Genomic DNA, 13,016 nt, shown 5'->3' with positions numbered 1-13,016 from the left:
GCCCCCTGGGTGTTTAGGCCGGGGCCCCCCGGGGGGGGCGCCCCCGCTCCCGTTTTCCGGGCGGGTCGGGCCCCGCCCCGATACTCCGTCGGCAGGGATCGGAATCGTCAGCTGGTGGGTGCGGTCAGGTCGTAGACCGTGGCGTTGCCGACCGTCTTCGCGGTGTAGTGCGCCTTCACCCACTCGGCGATCTCGTCCGCGGCCGACTTCTCGCCCTCGGAGCCGGGCCGCATGCCCTGCCCCTGCGCGATGAACCAGTGCACCTCGCCATCGGCCACGTACTGCTGGAACCGAGCCAATGTCGGCGCGTCGTCGCCGCCGCTGAAGCCGCCGATCGCGATCACCGACGTGCCGGTGCGCAATTCCAAGCTCGACGCGGTGCCGGAGCCGATGCTCGCCGCCGACCACCGGCTGTCGGTGTTCTTCAGCAGGGCGTTCAGCTCGGCGTTGTCGGCGCCGCCGCCCGGTCCACCGCCGCCGGGAGCTCCGCCCGTGGGAGCCCCGTCACCGGTCGGCATGCCGCCGTCGGCCGCCATGTCTCCGGTGGGCAGTTCGCTGCCGGTGGGAGCCGCGTCTCCGGTCGGCCGGCTTGTGCCGGGAGGAGCCGCGCGGCCGGCCCCGGACGCTCCGTCGGCGGCCTCGGCGCGGCCGTCGTCCGCTCCCGTGCCCGGACCACCGGCTCCGCCCGCAACGGGCCCGCCCATGGAACCCGCCTGCGCGGGCCCGGAGGTGGGGATGCCGCCGCTGTGCGCGTGGGTGACCGTTTCGACCGCGTAGGCCGTCGACCCGGCGAATCCGGCGAGCAACGCCGTCGCCGCGATCGCGACGGCGATCCGGCGCGACCGGTGCGCGCCCACCAGCAGCGCCACCGCGGCGATCGCCGTCGCGGCCACTACCGTCCAGCGCAGCCACGGCAGCCAGTCCGGCGTGCGGTTCAGCAACACGAAGGCCCAGGCGCCGGTGACCGCCGACAGCAGTGCCGAGGTGATCCTGGCCGCCACGTGCCCGCGCCGCCGCCACAGATGCGTCACCGCGATCGCCGCGACACCGGCGACGCCCGGCGCCAGGGCCACCGTGTAATACGGGTGGATGATGCCGCTCATGTAGCTGAAGACCAGGCCGGTGCCGAGCGACCAACCGCCCCAGAGGATCAACCCCGCCCGCAGCCGATCGGTGCGCGGCGCGCGGCCACTCAGCCATAGCCCGGCGACCAAGCCGATCAGCGCGACCGGAAGCAGCCAGGAGACTTCGGTCGCCATGGTGCCGCTGAACAGCCGGGCCAGTCCGGTGTCGCCGCCGAACGCGCCGCCCATGCCCCCGCCGCCGCCGGGGCCGCCGGATCCCCCTCCACTCGGATTGCCGCTGCCGCCGAGCAACCGGCCCATGCCGTTGTAGCCGAGCGCCAGTTCCCACAGGCTGTTGTCGGTCGACCCGCCGATGTAGGCGCGAATCCGCGGGCCACAACTCCACCAGCAGCACGTACCAGCCGCCCGCGACCACCATGGCCGCGCACGCGGTGACCAATTTGCCGATGCGGGACCAGAATCCGCCCGCGCCCACGACCAGGAAGACCGAACCCAGGGCGGGCAGGACCAGGAACGCCTGCATCATTTTGGTCAGGAACGCGAAACCGATGGCGACACCGGCCAGCATGAGCCAGCCGGTGCTCGCCGAACGCCAGCGCGGGTCGTGCGAGTCGATCGCCCGCACCGTGCAGTAGGCCGCCGCGATCAACAGCAGGGTCAGCAGCGCGTCCGGGTTGTCGAAGCGGAACATCAACGCGGCGACGGGAGTCGCCGCCAGCGCCGCACCCGCCAGCAGGCCCGCGCCGGGCCCGCTCCACCGCCGCACCGCGGCGTACAGCAGGGCCACCGAGCCGACGCCCATCAACGCTTGCGGCGCAAGCAGCGACCACGAGCCGAATCCGAACAGCCGCCCCGACAGCCCCATCACCCACAGCGCCGCGGGCGGCTTGTCCACCGTGATCGCGTTGCCCGCGTCGTGCGCGCCGAACAGCAGTGCCTTCCAGCTCTGCGTGCCCGCCTGCGCCGCGGCGGCGTAATACTCGTTCGCCCAACCGGATATCGTCAGATTCCACAGATACAGCACCGCGGTCGCGCCGAGCAGCGCGAACAACGCCGGGCGCGCCCATCGCGGTTGGGTCGCGGGCCCGAAGAACACGCGATCCGCCCGGGACCGGCGTGCCGGTGCGCGATGGGCGCCGACGAGTCGCTCGTCGGCCGCGACGCCCGGCGGGACGCTCGTGATCAGCGCCATGATTTCGCCTTCCTTTCGTCTGAACCTCTGCTCGAAGGCTAGGAAGGCAGCCTGCCCGCAAGCTGGGGCAAACCTGGGAGTGCGCTGTGCGGCCGAGCGGCCCTCGTCACTCGCTCGGCGGGATCACACCGTGCTGACCACCTCCTCGTACGCCAGTCGCGGCGAACGCGGGAACCACGCGTTCGGGCCGGGCTTGCCGATATTGACCACGACGAGGCCGGTGTATTCGCCGCCGGGGAAGAAGTCCTCGTCCAGGCCCGCGCCGTCGAAGCCGTTCATCGGGCCCGCCGCCAGACCGGCGGCACGGACGCCGAGGATGAAGTAGCCGATCTGGATCAGGGCGTTGAAGCGCGCGGACTCCGCGCGGTAGTCGGCGTCCGCGAAGTAGTCCTTGGCCTCCGGCGCGTGCGGGAACACCGTGGGCAGGTGCTCGTGGAAATTCAGGTCGGCGGCGAGGATCGCCGACAGCGGCGCGGCGGCCGTCTTCGGCTTGTTGTTGTCGATCATGTGGGTGACCAGCCGGGCCCTGGCCTCGGGGCTGCGCACCAGAACGATCCGCAGCGGTTGCTGATTCATCGAGGTCGGTCCGTATTTGACCAGCTCGTAGATCGCGCGGATCTGCTCGTCGGTGACCGGCTCGTCGGTGAAGGCGTTCGCCGTGCGGGCCTCCCGGAACAGCAGGTCCCCGGCGTCGGCGGCGAGCGTGAGCAAGTCCGGCTGAACGGAGTTCACAGGGTTTCTCCTCGATAGTGGTCGGATCAGTCGTGGACGACGCGCCGCGACCGGGTCAGCAAGGCGCCGTCGGCGCGGACGAGCACGTCGTGCACGACGCAGCTCGGCGCGATCTCCGGCTTGCTGTTCGGGCGGATCTTCACCACCAGGCAGTAGGCGGTGGACACGATGGTCCCGTCGTCCTGCGGCTGCAGGTTGATCATGTTGAACCAATGCCTGCGCTGCATCGGGTCGGTTTCGAAGCGCTTGTGGAACTCGACCAGGTCGGCGATGATCCCGGCCCTGGTCCGGGCCGGCGGAATGCCCGGTGTGTGCTCGAATTCCGCGTCCTCGGTGAAAGTCGCGGCGTAGCCGGGGATGTCGCGGTTGTCCAGCCGCTGCATCTGTTCGGCGTAGAACTGCTGGACCTCGGCGTACAACTCGGTGCGGCTGGCGACGGTGGTCATGGTTGCTCCTGTGGTCGCGGCGGGGCTCGGCTGCACGCCAGCGTGGTCCACGCCGCTAGAGCCTCGGTTGAGCCGATCTCCGTCGTCCGCGGTTGACCGGATCTATAGGACGCGGGTCGACCCTGGTGGTCGAGAAGCCCGGCGAGTTCGGAAGTTCGACCGATGGAGGAGTCATGGCGGAAAATCGGCGCGTCGCGCTGGTCACCGGAGCGACCAGCGGAATGGGCCTGGAGATCACCAAAAGCCTGGCGGCCCAGGGGATCGCGGTGTTCCTCTGCGCTCGCGATCAGCAGCGGGTGACCGACACGGTGAAGAGTCTGCAGGACGACGGTCACGAGGTGGACGGCACCGTCTGCGACGTCGCCGACGCCGCGCAGGTCCGCGAGTACGTCGACGCGGGTGTGCGGCGCTACGGCCCGATCGACATCCTGATCAACAACGCGGGCCGCAGCGGCGGCGGCGTCACCGCGCAGGTGACCGACGAACTGTGGTTCGACGTGATCAACACCAATCTCAACAGCGTGTTCCTGATGACGAAGGCGGTGCTGAACGCGGGCGGCATGCTCGAGCGCGGCAGCGGCCGCATCGTCAACATCGCCTCCACCGGCGGTAAACAGGGCGTGGTGCACGGCGCCCCGTATTCCGCGTCCAAGCACGGCGTGGTCGGCTTCACCAAAGCGCTCGGCCTCGAGCTGGCCAAGACCGGGATCACCGTGAACGCCGTGTGCCCCGGATTCGTGGAGACGCCGATGGCCGAGCGGGTGCGGGAGGTGTATTCGGGGCTGTGGGGCGTGGACACCGACGAGGTGCACGCCCGGGTCAGCGCGCGAGTGCCGATCGGCCGCTACGTGCAGCCGTTCGAGGTGGCGGCGATGGTCGACTATCTGATCGGTCCCGGAGCGGGCGCCGTCACCGCGCAGGCGCTGAACGTCTGTGGCGGCCTGGGTAATTACTGACAAGGAGTGACGGCAATGACCGCAGTGGAGGAGAACGTCCCCACCACCGGACACGAGGACTATCTGCGGGTGCTGGAGGCGATCCAGACCGGCGCGTTGCAGTTGCTCGCGGGCTTTCCGCAGCAGCCGAGCGCACTGCGCTTCCAGGTGGGGGAGGTGACCGTCGAGGCCGAGTGGGCGGCTTTGCCCGCCCCGATCGCGGCGGCCGCGGTGGAAGCCGTCGCCGCGCCGGAGGCTCCCGCGCTGGGCGCGGTCGTCCGCGCGCCCAGCGTCGGCGTGTTCTACCGATGCCCTGAGCCGGGCGCGGACCCGTTCGTCGAGGTCGGCGAACGGGTGAGCGCCGGGCAGCAGGTCGGCATCGTCGAGGCGATGAAGTTGATGATCCCGGTGACGGCGCAGGCGGGCGTGATCACCGGGATCCTCAAGGAAGACGGCGAACCGGTTCAATTCGACGAGCCCCTGTTCTCGTATTCGCCGGAATGACGGTGTGTTTCGAGCGGGCGGCCGCGACGCCAGGTGAGCACCCGGCGTTGTGTCCGCCCGCCGACCTGTGCGGCGCCGATGAGCGTCAGCACGTCGCCGTTCAGCGACATCTGCCGCACCTGCTCGGTCCGCGCCCAAGCCGGGTTGGAGCAGACGCTGATCGCGTGCACCACCTCCGTGCCGGTGCGCCGCCAGGTGCCCGCGTACCCCATGAACGGGGTGGCTCCCTTGGCTCCGTCGGTGCGCATCATGCTCACCGACATGTAACCGTGCGCGCCGTAGATCAGCAGGCCGCGTGGTGCGTCGCCGAGCGGTCCCGTGCTGGTGACGTCCTGCTCGTCGATGTCGTAGTAGGAGACCAGTTCCCAGGTGCCGACAAGATCGGTTGCGTTCATGACACCGACGATGGCGGCCGCCGCTCTAATCACGCTGTAGCCGGTTGCCGGGCGAATCGGTGACTGGCCCGCACCAGCTGCCAGACGACGTCCAGCTCCTCGCGATCGCGCGGCCCGTACACCATCACCAGCGTCCCGGGCAGGTATCCCCGCCGGGCCATCGGATGCGCCTCCGCCCAGCCCAACCGAATCGACTGCGCCACAGTGTCTTTCGGCAGGCACATGTGCAGACTGCCGTCCCCGTGCCCGTGCAGGTGGGCGAATTCGGTGCCCGCGAGATACGCCTCGCCGGGTCCATGGGCGATCGTCGGCCGCAGGTGCAGGGCCCGGGTGTCGGGCAGGGAGACTCCACTGCGGCCGAGCAGAACGCCGTCGAGCGTGGTCATCCGCGACCACAGCTCCTCTTGCAACTCCGGCGGAGCGATCTGGTCGAGTTGCTGGTGCGGATTGTGCGCACGAGTGCGCGGCCGGTCACCGGAGCGCCGTGGCAGATCCAGGCGGCCGTCCACTGTTGTCGTCGTCATGACTGTGCTCCCTTCGGATTTCGCGTATTCGCGACCCCTGGAAACACATTACTTTCCAAAGTATAGTAGTAACCAAGGGGAAAGTGACTTACCGGGAGGACGTATGACAACCGCGCCGGTCGACCCTTGTCCGATCACACCCGTCATCGACCTGGTGTTCGGCCGCTGGTCCACCCAGGTGCTCTGGGTGCTCACCCACGACGGCAAGCTGCGCTTCACCGAACTGCAACAGCGCATTCCCGGCCTGACACCCAAGGTCCTCACCCAGCGCCTGCGCCAGCTCGAACGCGACGGCCTGGTCGCGCGCACCTACCACCCCGAGGTCCCGCCGCGCGTCGAATACGAGGCGACCCCACTGGCCAGAACGCTCACCCCGGTGTTCAGCAGCATCGTGACCTGGTCGTCCGAACACCTCGGCGAGGTCCTCGCGGCCCGCGCCGCCTATGACTCGGGAGAGACCCCGGGCTGATCCGCCCTACCGAAGACACGAGTGATCCGTGGTCCAGGGCGGCCGCTGCGCCGGCCATCGCGGACGAGCGCCGAGCGCGGTGGCGCTACGGTGCGGGCGCTGGTCGAGCGGCGAGTTCGAGCAGGCATCCGGCCAACTCGCGCGGCATCGTGATCATGCAGTCGTGCCCGGTGGGGAGTACATGGAGGCGGTCGGGAGGCAGATCGGCCGGTGGCAGGGTGCGGGGCATGGCCGCGCGCATCGCCTTGAAGTCCTCGCCGCCTTCGCCGCAGTGGACGTGCGTCACCGGAATTTTCGCCAGTGCGGCGGGATTCGTCAGTGTCATCGGCTGCTGGAAGGTCTTCAGCGACTGCGGCGTCTGCATGGACGCCAGCCAGCCGAGATCGGGTTCCGCGGTGACGCCGTAGAGGCCGCCGTCGCCGGTCGGTTCGGTTTGCGGCGGCACCAGCCAGCCGTCGCCGGTGGCGGCCGCCGCGGTGGCGAAGGCGTCGACCATGCCCGGCATGATGTCGGCCACCGCCTCGCCGTCGCGCGGCACGAACGTGTCGATGTAGACGAGTTCGGCGATGCGGTCCGGCACGGCGTCGGCCAGCGCGGTGACGACGATGCCGCCGTAGCTGTGACCCACCAGGACGACTTCGGTCGCGTCCTCTGCGGTGACCAGCTCGATCAGGTCCTGAACATGGGTGTCGAGCCCGACATCCGGGGTCAGCAGGTGCGCGCGGTCGCCCAGACCGACCAGCGAGGGGGCCAGCACGCGGTGACCGGCGTCTTCCAGCAGCGGAGTCACCCGCTGCCAGACCCATCCGCCGTGGAAGGCGCCGTGAATGAGCAGGTAGGTCGACACGATCAGTTCTCCCTGAGTTTCGTTAGGGTCGTGACGGTTTCGGTCGCGGTCGGCACCGGCTCCGGGCGGATGCCGAGGCCGATCACCCTGGCCACCAGCCGGGGCAGGCGCGGGAAACGGCGCAGCAGCCGCACCAGCAGCGGCTTGTCGGTCCCGGGCCGTCCCGCACTGGGGTAGAGGTCCGACAGCAAGTGCAATTGCGCGAATTGCACCACGCGCATCGGGAATTCGCGGCGGCGCTGAACGGTGCGCAGCTGCGTCGTGGACGCGGTCGCGCCCGCGGCGAGGATCGGCGCCAGCAGGCGAGCGGTCGCGATGGCATCCTGCACCGCGAGATTGATGCCCACCCCGCCCGCCGGGGACATCGCGTGCGCCGCGTCCCCGATCGCCAGCAGGCCGGGACGGTACCAGCGGCGCAGCCGGTCCACCCGGACGTCGAGGGGTTTCACGTCGTCCCAGTCCAGGATCTCCGCCTCCAGACGCGGCGCGAGCACGGGATAGATGCCGGACAGATCCGCACGGAACCGCGCCAGCCCCGCCGCCCGGATCGTCGCGAAGCCGCCCTTCGGAATCATGTACGCGACCTGGAGATAGTCACCGCGATCGATACAGACGATGAAGAATCCCTTCCCGCTGCGCACGGTGGGCAGGCGCTCGCCCTCCGGCTTGCCGACGCGGAACCAGAGCACGTCCATGGGCGCCGCGCTGGCGGCGACCTCGAGCAGCCCCGATCGGCGCACGATCGAGTGCCGCCCGTCGGCCGCGATCACCAGGTCGGCGCTGACCTCCAGCGGACCGTCAGCGGTCTCGGCGCGTACGCCCGCCACCGCACCGCCGCGCTGGATCAGCTCGGTGACCTCCGCTTCCTGCACCAACCGGAAGCCGGGGTAGCGCCCGCCCGCCTCGGCGAGGAAATTCAGCACATCCCACTGCGGCATGAACGCCACGAACGGGAAGGGCCCGGGCAGGGAGCTGAAGTCGGCGAACACCACCGGACCGGTGGCGGTCGCCATCGGCAGCTGAGGCAGCTCGACGTGCGGCAGCGCGAGGAATTCCTCGGCCAAGCCGAGTTCGTTCATCGCGAGCAGTGTCGAGGTGTGCACGGTGTCGCCCCGGAAATCCCGCAGGAAGTCCGGATGCTTCTCCAGCACCAGCACTTCCACGCCGGAACGCGCCAGCAGCAGGCCGGTCATCAGTCCGGCGGGGCCGCCGCCGATCACGCAGACCCGCACGGATTCGGTGCTCACGCCAGGCATGTGGGGACCTGCCCGCCGTTGTAGAGCACCATCTCGTCGAAGATCGCCGGCACGTCCAGCGGCTCGCCGAGTTCGCCGCCGGACAGTTCCGCATCGGCGCGATACAGGTTGCCGACCAACCGCTCCTGGTCGACCAGGTCGGCGAACTCACCGTGATCGGCCTCCAGCGCGATCGCCAGCGGCGTCAGCCCGAGTGCGCGTCCCTCCGCGGCCAGGTCCTGCACCCAGCGCAGATAACGCAGCGTCTGGTCGAAGATCTCAGGGCCGGTGACGGGGCCGTGTCCGGCGACGACCGTCTCGGCGCCCAGCGCGGCCAGCCGCCGGATCGCGTTGACGGAACCCCTGACCGACCCCATCAGGCAGAACGGCGCAGCGCCCGCCATCACCAGGTCTCCGGCGAACAGCACGCGCTCCTCGGGCAGCCACGCCACCACGTCGTTGGTGGTGTGCGCGGCGGTGCCGAAGTGAATGAGCTCGACCCGGCGCTCGCCCTGGTGCAAGGTCAGGTGATAGCTGAACGTGATGCTCGGCAACGTGACCCGCACATCGCCCCATTCGACATCCGGCCACAGCTTCGTCAGCGCCAGGCCGGTCTCGATCATCTCCGGCCGGATCCGGTCGTGGCCGACGACGACGGCGGCCGGGCCGAACAGGTGATTGCCGAAGTTGTGGTCGCCGTGGTGATGGGTGTTCACGATGACGCGGGCCGGGCCGGTACCCAGCCCGTCGACGAACTCGACGAGTGCCCGGGTGCGCCCTTCCGTCGCCAGCGTGTCGATCACCACCGCGCCGTCCGGCCCGGTCAGCACGCCGGCGTTGCTGACGCACCAGCCGCCGCGGCTGTGCGTGTAGGCGTGGACGCCGTCGGCGATCTCCTGTACCCGCGGCGTCGCGGTCGTCTCGGTGGCGGTCATGTCGGTGACTTCGTCGTCGCGGCAGAGCGTTCCGCGCAACGCAGCGTGTTGCGACTGTTGGCGGACAGCGCTTCGGTGAGGTACGCGCGGGCGTCGGCGAGATCGGTGTTCGCGCCGAGGATCTCGCGCGCGGCCTCGGGATTGATCGCGACCGTGTGCCGCGCGGTCACCACCGCGCCGTCCGGACCCTCGGCGAATTCCCACGCACCGCTGTGGCCGAACAGGATCGCGGGCGGCACCAACTGTTTGTAATCGATTCGTTCGCCGGGAACACACACCCGGATCGACTTCGTGGTGTGCGGGATACCGCCCGCCGTCACCGTGTCCATCTCCATCAGCTGCACGCCATCGGCATCCTCGGTGAGCTCGATGCGGCCGACGTGCGGCACCTGCTCGGGCCAGCGTTCGCTGTGGTAGACGAAGTCATACGCCTCGGAGGACGAGCATTCCAGCGTCACGGTGTCCTCGAAGGTGTGGATCACCTCGTCCACCGGGTGGCCGAGCTCGGCGACGCGGGCCAGCGCCGCGAGCTCGACCACGCTGTTGCGATCGACCGACGCGGCGACCTGCGCGGCATCGGCCCCGTCCACCACCGCGAAGTGGTGGTCCAAGGTGACCTTCGTCGCGCCGGGACCGACCTCGCGGAACGACCAGCCGCCGCCCATCGACGCGAACGGCGCCTGGCTGCGTTCCTGCTCGAACACGATGCGGCGCTGCCCGGCGTCCAGCACCCGCCGCGACGTCCAGTTCTTCACCGCGCCGCCGACGGTCGCCCACAGCCGGAAGCGCTCCTCGTCCGGCCCCTGGTGCAGGTGGCGCACCAGCACGCTCGGCTCGAAGATCACCGGCCATCTGGTCACGTCGGCGACCAGACCGTAGACAACGTCCGGGGCAGCCTGCACCACCCTGCTGTGGGACATCACTTCGCCGCTCATGCCGCACCGCGCAGTTGGGCGTTCACGATGTCGACCAGCTCTTGCGGCGTCTTGACCTCGACGAGTTCTTCCTCCGGGATCGTCACGCCGAAATCGCGCTGGATCCGCGCCGCGGTCTCGATGAGCGCGAGCGAGTCGTAGCCCAGCTCCTCGAATTCCACGGCGGCGATGTCGCCGCCGAGTTCGGCGAGGTCCTCGCCGCCCGCGCAGTCCACCAGAATGCGGCGTAGTTCGGTGATGGTCATGGTCATGATTCGCTCCTCGGCAGATCTCGATCGGACACGGCGCGCACGACGACCGCGGAGTTGAAACCCCAGCGCCCGCGTGCCAGGACGAGCGCGCCGCCGACGGTGGCGGAGCGCGGGGCGCCGAGAACCAGATCGATCCGGTAATCCTCGGCGAGCGTGGAGGTGCGGGCGGTCGGCGGGATCACCGAGTCGCGCATGGCCAGCAGCGCGGTGACGACGTCGAGCGGACCAGCACCGGAGAACAGGCGTCCGGTCAGCGGTTTCGACGCGGTGACCGGAACGCCGCCCGGCCCGAACAGCGCCTCGATGGCGGCGGCCTCGTCGCGGTCGCGATCGGGTATGCCGGAGGCGTCGGCGAACACCACGTCGATGTCACCGGGCGTCATCCCGGTGTCGGCCAGCGCGAGTTCGGCGGCGCGGCGCAGGCCCGACGGACGGCCGGAACCGGGCGGCGGGTCGAAGGTCGAGGCGTAGCCGGCGATCTCACCGTGCACTTTGGGCACCCCACGGGCACGCGCGGCGGTGGCGTCCTCCACGACCAGCATCGCGCCGCCTTCACCGGGCACGTAGCCGGCGGCGCGGGCGTCGAACGGCAGATAGGCGCGGTCGGGGTCGGTCGCGGCGCTCACCCCGCCGCTGGACAGATGCGAGGCCCAGCCCCACGGGTCCAGCGCCGAGTCGACGCCGCCGGTGACCACCAGCGGCGTCCCGCGCCGCACGGTGCGCCGCGCGTGGCCGATCGCGTCCAGTCCGCCCGCCTGCTCGGCGACCAAGGCGCTGCTCGGTCCGCGCATGCCGTGCCGGATGGAGATCTGGCCGGTGTTGACCGCGTAGAACCACGCGAAGGACTCGTACACGCTGACGTGCTCGGAGCCGAGCGACCACAGCTTGTTGAATTCGCGATGGGTGAATTCGAAACCGCCGGAGGCGTTTCCGGTCACCACGCCCATGTCGTAGTCGGTCATCGTCGCCGTGTCGACCTTCGCGTCGTCCAGCGCCCACTGCGCGGCGACCAGCGCCATCCGGGTCGAGACGTCCGTCTGCGGCAGCAGCCTGCTCGGCAGGTGCTCACCGGCGTCGAAATCGGCCACCTGTCCGGCCAGTCGCGCCGACGAACCGCTGGTGTCGAACCGGGTGAGCGGCGCGATCCCGCCGCGCCCGGCCAGCACGGCGTCCCAGAAACGCTCCACGCCCATGCCGTTCGGCGCGAGCACTCCCATTCCGGTCACGAGGATCATGCCGCCACCGCCTCCGCCTTGCGCAGCACCATCGCGCTCTGGAAGCCGCCGAACCCGCTGCCCACTGTGAGCACGGTGTCCATCCGATGGTCGCGGGCGACCAGCGGCACGTAGTCCAGATCGCATTCGGGATCGGGTTCGTGCAGGTTCGCCGTCGGCGGCACCACCTGGTATTCCAGCGCCAGCAGCGAGGCGGCGATCTCGACCGAGCCGATCGCGCCGAGCGAATGCCCGACCATCGACTTGATCGAGCTCATCGGCGTGGAGTAGGCGTGCGCGCCGAGACTGCGCTTCACCGCCGCGGTCTCGTGCCGGTCGTTCTGCCTGGTGCCGGAGCCGTGCGCGTTGATGTAGTGCACACCGGTCGGGTCTATCCTGGATTCGTCGAGCGCGACCCGGATCGCCTCGGCCATCTCGCGGCCGTCGGCCTTGAGGCCCGTCATGTGGTAGGCGTTGCACCTGGTCGCGTACCCGGATATCTCGGCGTAGATGTGCGCGCCACGCTTGCGCGCGCTCTCGTACGCCTCCAGCACGAACATCGCGGCGCCTTCGGCGAGTACGAACCCGTTGCGCGAGTTGTCGAACGGCCGTGAGGCCACCTCCGCCTCGTCGTTGCGCGGGGTGGTCGCCTTGATCGCGTCGAAGCAGGCCACCACGATCGGTGTGATGGGGGTGTCCGACGCGCCCGCAACCATGACGTCGGCGGAGCCCTCGCGGATCAGCTGCACCGCGTGGCCCACCGAGTCCAGTCCCGAGGTGCATCCGTTGGAGACCATCGCCACCGGTCCCTCGGCGCCCACGCTCCAGGCCACTTCGGCGGGCATCACGCTGGGGATCATGTAGTCGAACATGTGCGGAGAGAGATACGTCTCGTCGACCAGCCAGTTCTTCCCGGAGTCCGACAGCACCAGGTATTCGCGCTCCAGGCTGGTGGCCGCGGCGACCGCACTGCCGAGGCTCACGCCGAGCCGGTGCGGATCGACCGTCGCGAGGTCGAGCCCGCTGTCGGCCACCGCCTCCCGCGCGCAGACCACGGCGAACTGCACAGCCCGGTCCATGCGCCGAATCTCCCTGGGGGACAGCCCTTCCAGCGCCGGGTCGAAGTCCGCTTCGCCGGCCACCTGGGACCGGTACGGCGAGGCGTCGAAGAACGAGATCCGGCGCGTCGCCGTGCGGCCCTCGGACAGCAGCTTCCAGAACTCGTCCTTGCCCGACCCGCCGGGCGCGCGGACGCCGAGCCCGGTGACGACAACGCGGCGGCTCATCGCACACCACCGGATGCATTGGTGTTCATGG

At 70.0% G+C, this 13,016-nt stretch carries 14 protein-coding genes and 1 pseudogene; 3 read left to right on the top strand and 12 right to left on the bottom strand.

Annotated elements, in window-relative coordinates:
- Positions 1-107: 107 nt before the first annotated feature.
- The 3 genes and pseudogenes from ABZW96_RS24295 to ABZW96_RS24285 all read right to left on the bottom strand — a co-directional run bounded on the left by ABZW96_RS24295 (position 108) and on the right by ABZW96_RS24285 (position 3,455).
- Positions 108-2,181 (bottom strand): annotated as a pseudogene (locus ABZW96_RS24295) (glycosyltransferase family 39 protein).
- A gap of 219 nt (positions 2,182-2,400) precedes the next feature.
- Complete coding sequence (locus ABZW96_RS24290) at positions 2,401-3,009, bottom strand: malonic semialdehyde reductase (RefSeq protein WP_355077922.1); 609 nt, start codon at positions 3,007-3,009, stop codon at positions 2,401-2,403.
- Positions 3,010-3,035: 26 nt separating this feature from the next.
- Positions 3,036-3,455, bottom strand: a complete 420-nt coding sequence (locus ABZW96_RS24285; RefSeq protein WP_355077921.1) for a nuclear transport factor 2 family protein — start codon at positions 3,453-3,455, stop codon at positions 3,036-3,038.
- Positions 3,456-3,628: 173 nt separating this feature from the next.
- Between ABZW96_RS24285 and ABZW96_RS24280 the strand changes: the two genes are divergently transcribed.
- Positions 3,629-4,411: an SDR family NAD(P)-dependent oxidoreductase gene (locus ABZW96_RS24280; protein ID WP_355077920.1), complete on the top strand. Its 783-nt coding sequence runs from the start codon at positions 3,629-3,631 to the stop codon at positions 4,409-4,411.
- A gap of 15 nt (positions 4,412-4,426) precedes the next feature.
- A complete protein-coding gene (locus ABZW96_RS24275) occupies positions 4,427-4,894 on the top strand; it encodes a biotin/lipoyl-containing protein (RefSeq protein WP_355077919.1) in 468 nt (155 codons plus the stop codon).
- On the opposite strand, the gene ABZW96_RS24270 is transcribed toward ABZW96_RS24275, so the two are convergent.
- Positions 4,855-5,289 carry a lipocalin-like domain-containing protein gene (locus tag ABZW96_RS24270; protein WP_355077918.1) on the bottom strand — a complete coding sequence of 145 codons (435 nt, stop codon included), beginning with the start codon at positions 5,287-5,289 and terminating at the stop codon, positions 4,855-4,857. The genes ABZW96_RS24275 and ABZW96_RS24270 overlap by 40 nt on opposite strands.
- A 29-nt stretch (positions 5,290-5,318) precedes the next feature.
- Positions 5,319-5,813, bottom strand: coding sequence for a luciferase family protein (locus ABZW96_RS24265; protein ID WP_355077917.1), 495 nt, complete (start codon positions 5,811-5,813; stop codon positions 5,319-5,321).
- Between the two features lie 103 nt (positions 5,814-5,916).
- Here ABZW96_RS24265 and ABZW96_RS24260 point away from each other — a divergent pair, with 103 nt between their 5' ends.
- Complete coding sequence (locus tag ABZW96_RS24260; protein ID WP_355077916.1) at positions 5,917-6,282, top strand: helix-turn-helix domain-containing protein; 366 nt, start codon at positions 5,917-5,919, stop codon at positions 6,280-6,282.
- An 85-nt stretch (positions 6,283-6,367) separates the two neighbouring features.
- On the opposite strand, the gene ABZW96_RS24255 is transcribed toward ABZW96_RS24260, so the two are convergent.
- The 7 genes from ABZW96_RS24255 to ABZW96_RS24225 are packed head-to-tail and all read right to left on the bottom strand — an operon-like array spanning position 6,368 to position 12,985.
- Entirely contained in the window at positions 6,368-7,129 is a 762-nt protein-coding gene (locus tag ABZW96_RS24255) for an alpha/beta hydrolase (protein ID WP_355077915.1), read from the bottom strand.
- A 2-nt stretch (positions 7,130-7,131) separates the two neighbouring features.
- The gene (locus tag ABZW96_RS24250) at positions 7,132-8,376 is read right to left on the bottom strand and encodes an FAD-dependent oxidoreductase (protein ID WP_355077914.1); all 1,245 of its coding nucleotides are present in this window, start codon (positions 8,374-8,376) and stop codon (positions 7,132-7,134) included.
- Positions 8,373-9,299, bottom strand: coding sequence for an MBL fold metallo-hydrolase (locus ABZW96_RS24245; RefSeq protein ID WP_355077913.1), 927 nt, complete (start codon positions 9,297-9,299; stop codon positions 8,373-8,375). The genes ABZW96_RS24250 and ABZW96_RS24245 overlap by 4 nt, the downstream gene beginning before the upstream one ends.
- A complete protein-coding gene (locus tag ABZW96_RS24240) occupies positions 9,296-10,234 on the bottom strand; it encodes an aromatase/cyclase (protein ID WP_355077912.1) in 939 nt (312 codons plus the stop codon). Before ABZW96_RS24240 ends, ABZW96_RS24245 begins: the two co-directional genes overlap by 4 nt.
- A complete protein-coding gene (locus ABZW96_RS24235) occupies positions 10,231-10,485 on the bottom strand; it encodes a phosphopantetheine-binding protein (protein WP_355077911.1) in 255 nt (84 codons plus the stop codon). Before ABZW96_RS24235 ends, ABZW96_RS24240 begins: the two co-directional genes overlap by 4 nt.
- Positions 10,482-11,720, bottom strand: coding sequence for a ketosynthase chain-length factor (locus ABZW96_RS24230; protein WP_355077910.1), 1,239 nt, complete (start codon positions 11,718-11,720; stop codon positions 10,482-10,484). Before ABZW96_RS24230 ends, ABZW96_RS24235 begins: the two co-directional genes overlap by 4 nt.
- Positions 11,717-12,985, bottom strand: coding sequence for a beta-ketoacyl-[acyl-carrier-protein] synthase family protein (locus ABZW96_RS24225; RefSeq protein WP_355077909.1), 1,269 nt, complete (start codon positions 12,983-12,985; stop codon positions 11,717-11,719). The genes ABZW96_RS24230 and ABZW96_RS24225 overlap by 4 nt, the downstream gene beginning before the upstream one ends.
- Positions 12,986-13,016 lie beyond the last annotated feature (31 nt).

The sequence above is a fragment of the Nocardia sp. NPDC004168 genome, from assembly GCF_040610355.1.
Taxonomy (GTDB): Bacteria; Actinomycetota; Actinomycetes; order Mycobacteriales; family Mycobacteriaceae; genus Nocardia; species Nocardia sichangensis.
The sequence above is the reverse complement of the archived record's forward strand: the minus strand, read 5'-3'. Positions and strand labels throughout refer to the sequence as shown.

Bases quoted from the DNA above. Each gene is read 5' to 3' on its own strand.
- ABZW96_RS24280 (WP_355077920.1), top strand. From the start codon at position 3,629: ATGGCGGAAAATCGGCGCGTCGCGCTGGTCACCGGAGCGACCAGCGGA.
- ABZW96_RS24230 (WP_355077910.1), bottom strand. From the start codon at position 11,720: ATGATCCTCGTGACCGGAATGGGAGTGCTCGCGCCGAACGGCATGGGC.
- ABZW96_RS24285 (WP_355077921.1), bottom strand. From the start codon at position 3,455: ATGACCACCGTCGCCAGCCGCACCGAGTTGTACGCCGAGGTCCAGCAG.
- ABZW96_RS24265 (WP_355077917.1), bottom strand. From the start codon at position 5,813: ATGACGACGACAACAGTGGACGGCCGCCTGGATCTGCCACGGCGCTCC.
- ABZW96_RS24275 (WP_355077919.1), top strand. From the start codon at position 4,427: ATGACCGCAGTGGAGGAGAACGTCCCCACCACCGGACACGAGGACTAT.
- ABZW96_RS24270 (WP_355077918.1), bottom strand. From the start codon at position 5,289: ATGAACGCAACCGATCTTGTCGGCACCTGGGAACTGGTCTCCTACTAC.
- ABZW96_RS24260 (WP_355077916.1), top strand. From the start codon at position 5,917: ATGACAACCGCGCCGGTCGACCCTTGTCCGATCACACCCGTCATCGAC.
- ABZW96_RS24235 (WP_355077911.1), bottom strand. From the start codon at position 10,485: ATGACCATGACCATCACCGAACTACGCCGCATTCTGGTGGACTGCGCG.
- ABZW96_RS24225 (WP_355077909.1), bottom strand. From the start codon at position 12,985: ATGAGCCGCCGCGTTGTCGTCACCGGGCTCGGCGTCCGCGCGCCCGGC.
- ABZW96_RS24245 (WP_355077913.1), bottom strand. From the start codon at position 9,299: ATGACCGCCACCGAGACGACCGCGACGCCGCGGGTACAGGAGATCGCC.
- ABZW96_RS24240 (WP_355077912.1), bottom strand. From the start codon at position 10,234: ATGAGCGGCGAAGTGATGTCCCACAGCAGGGTGGTGCAGGCTGCCCCG.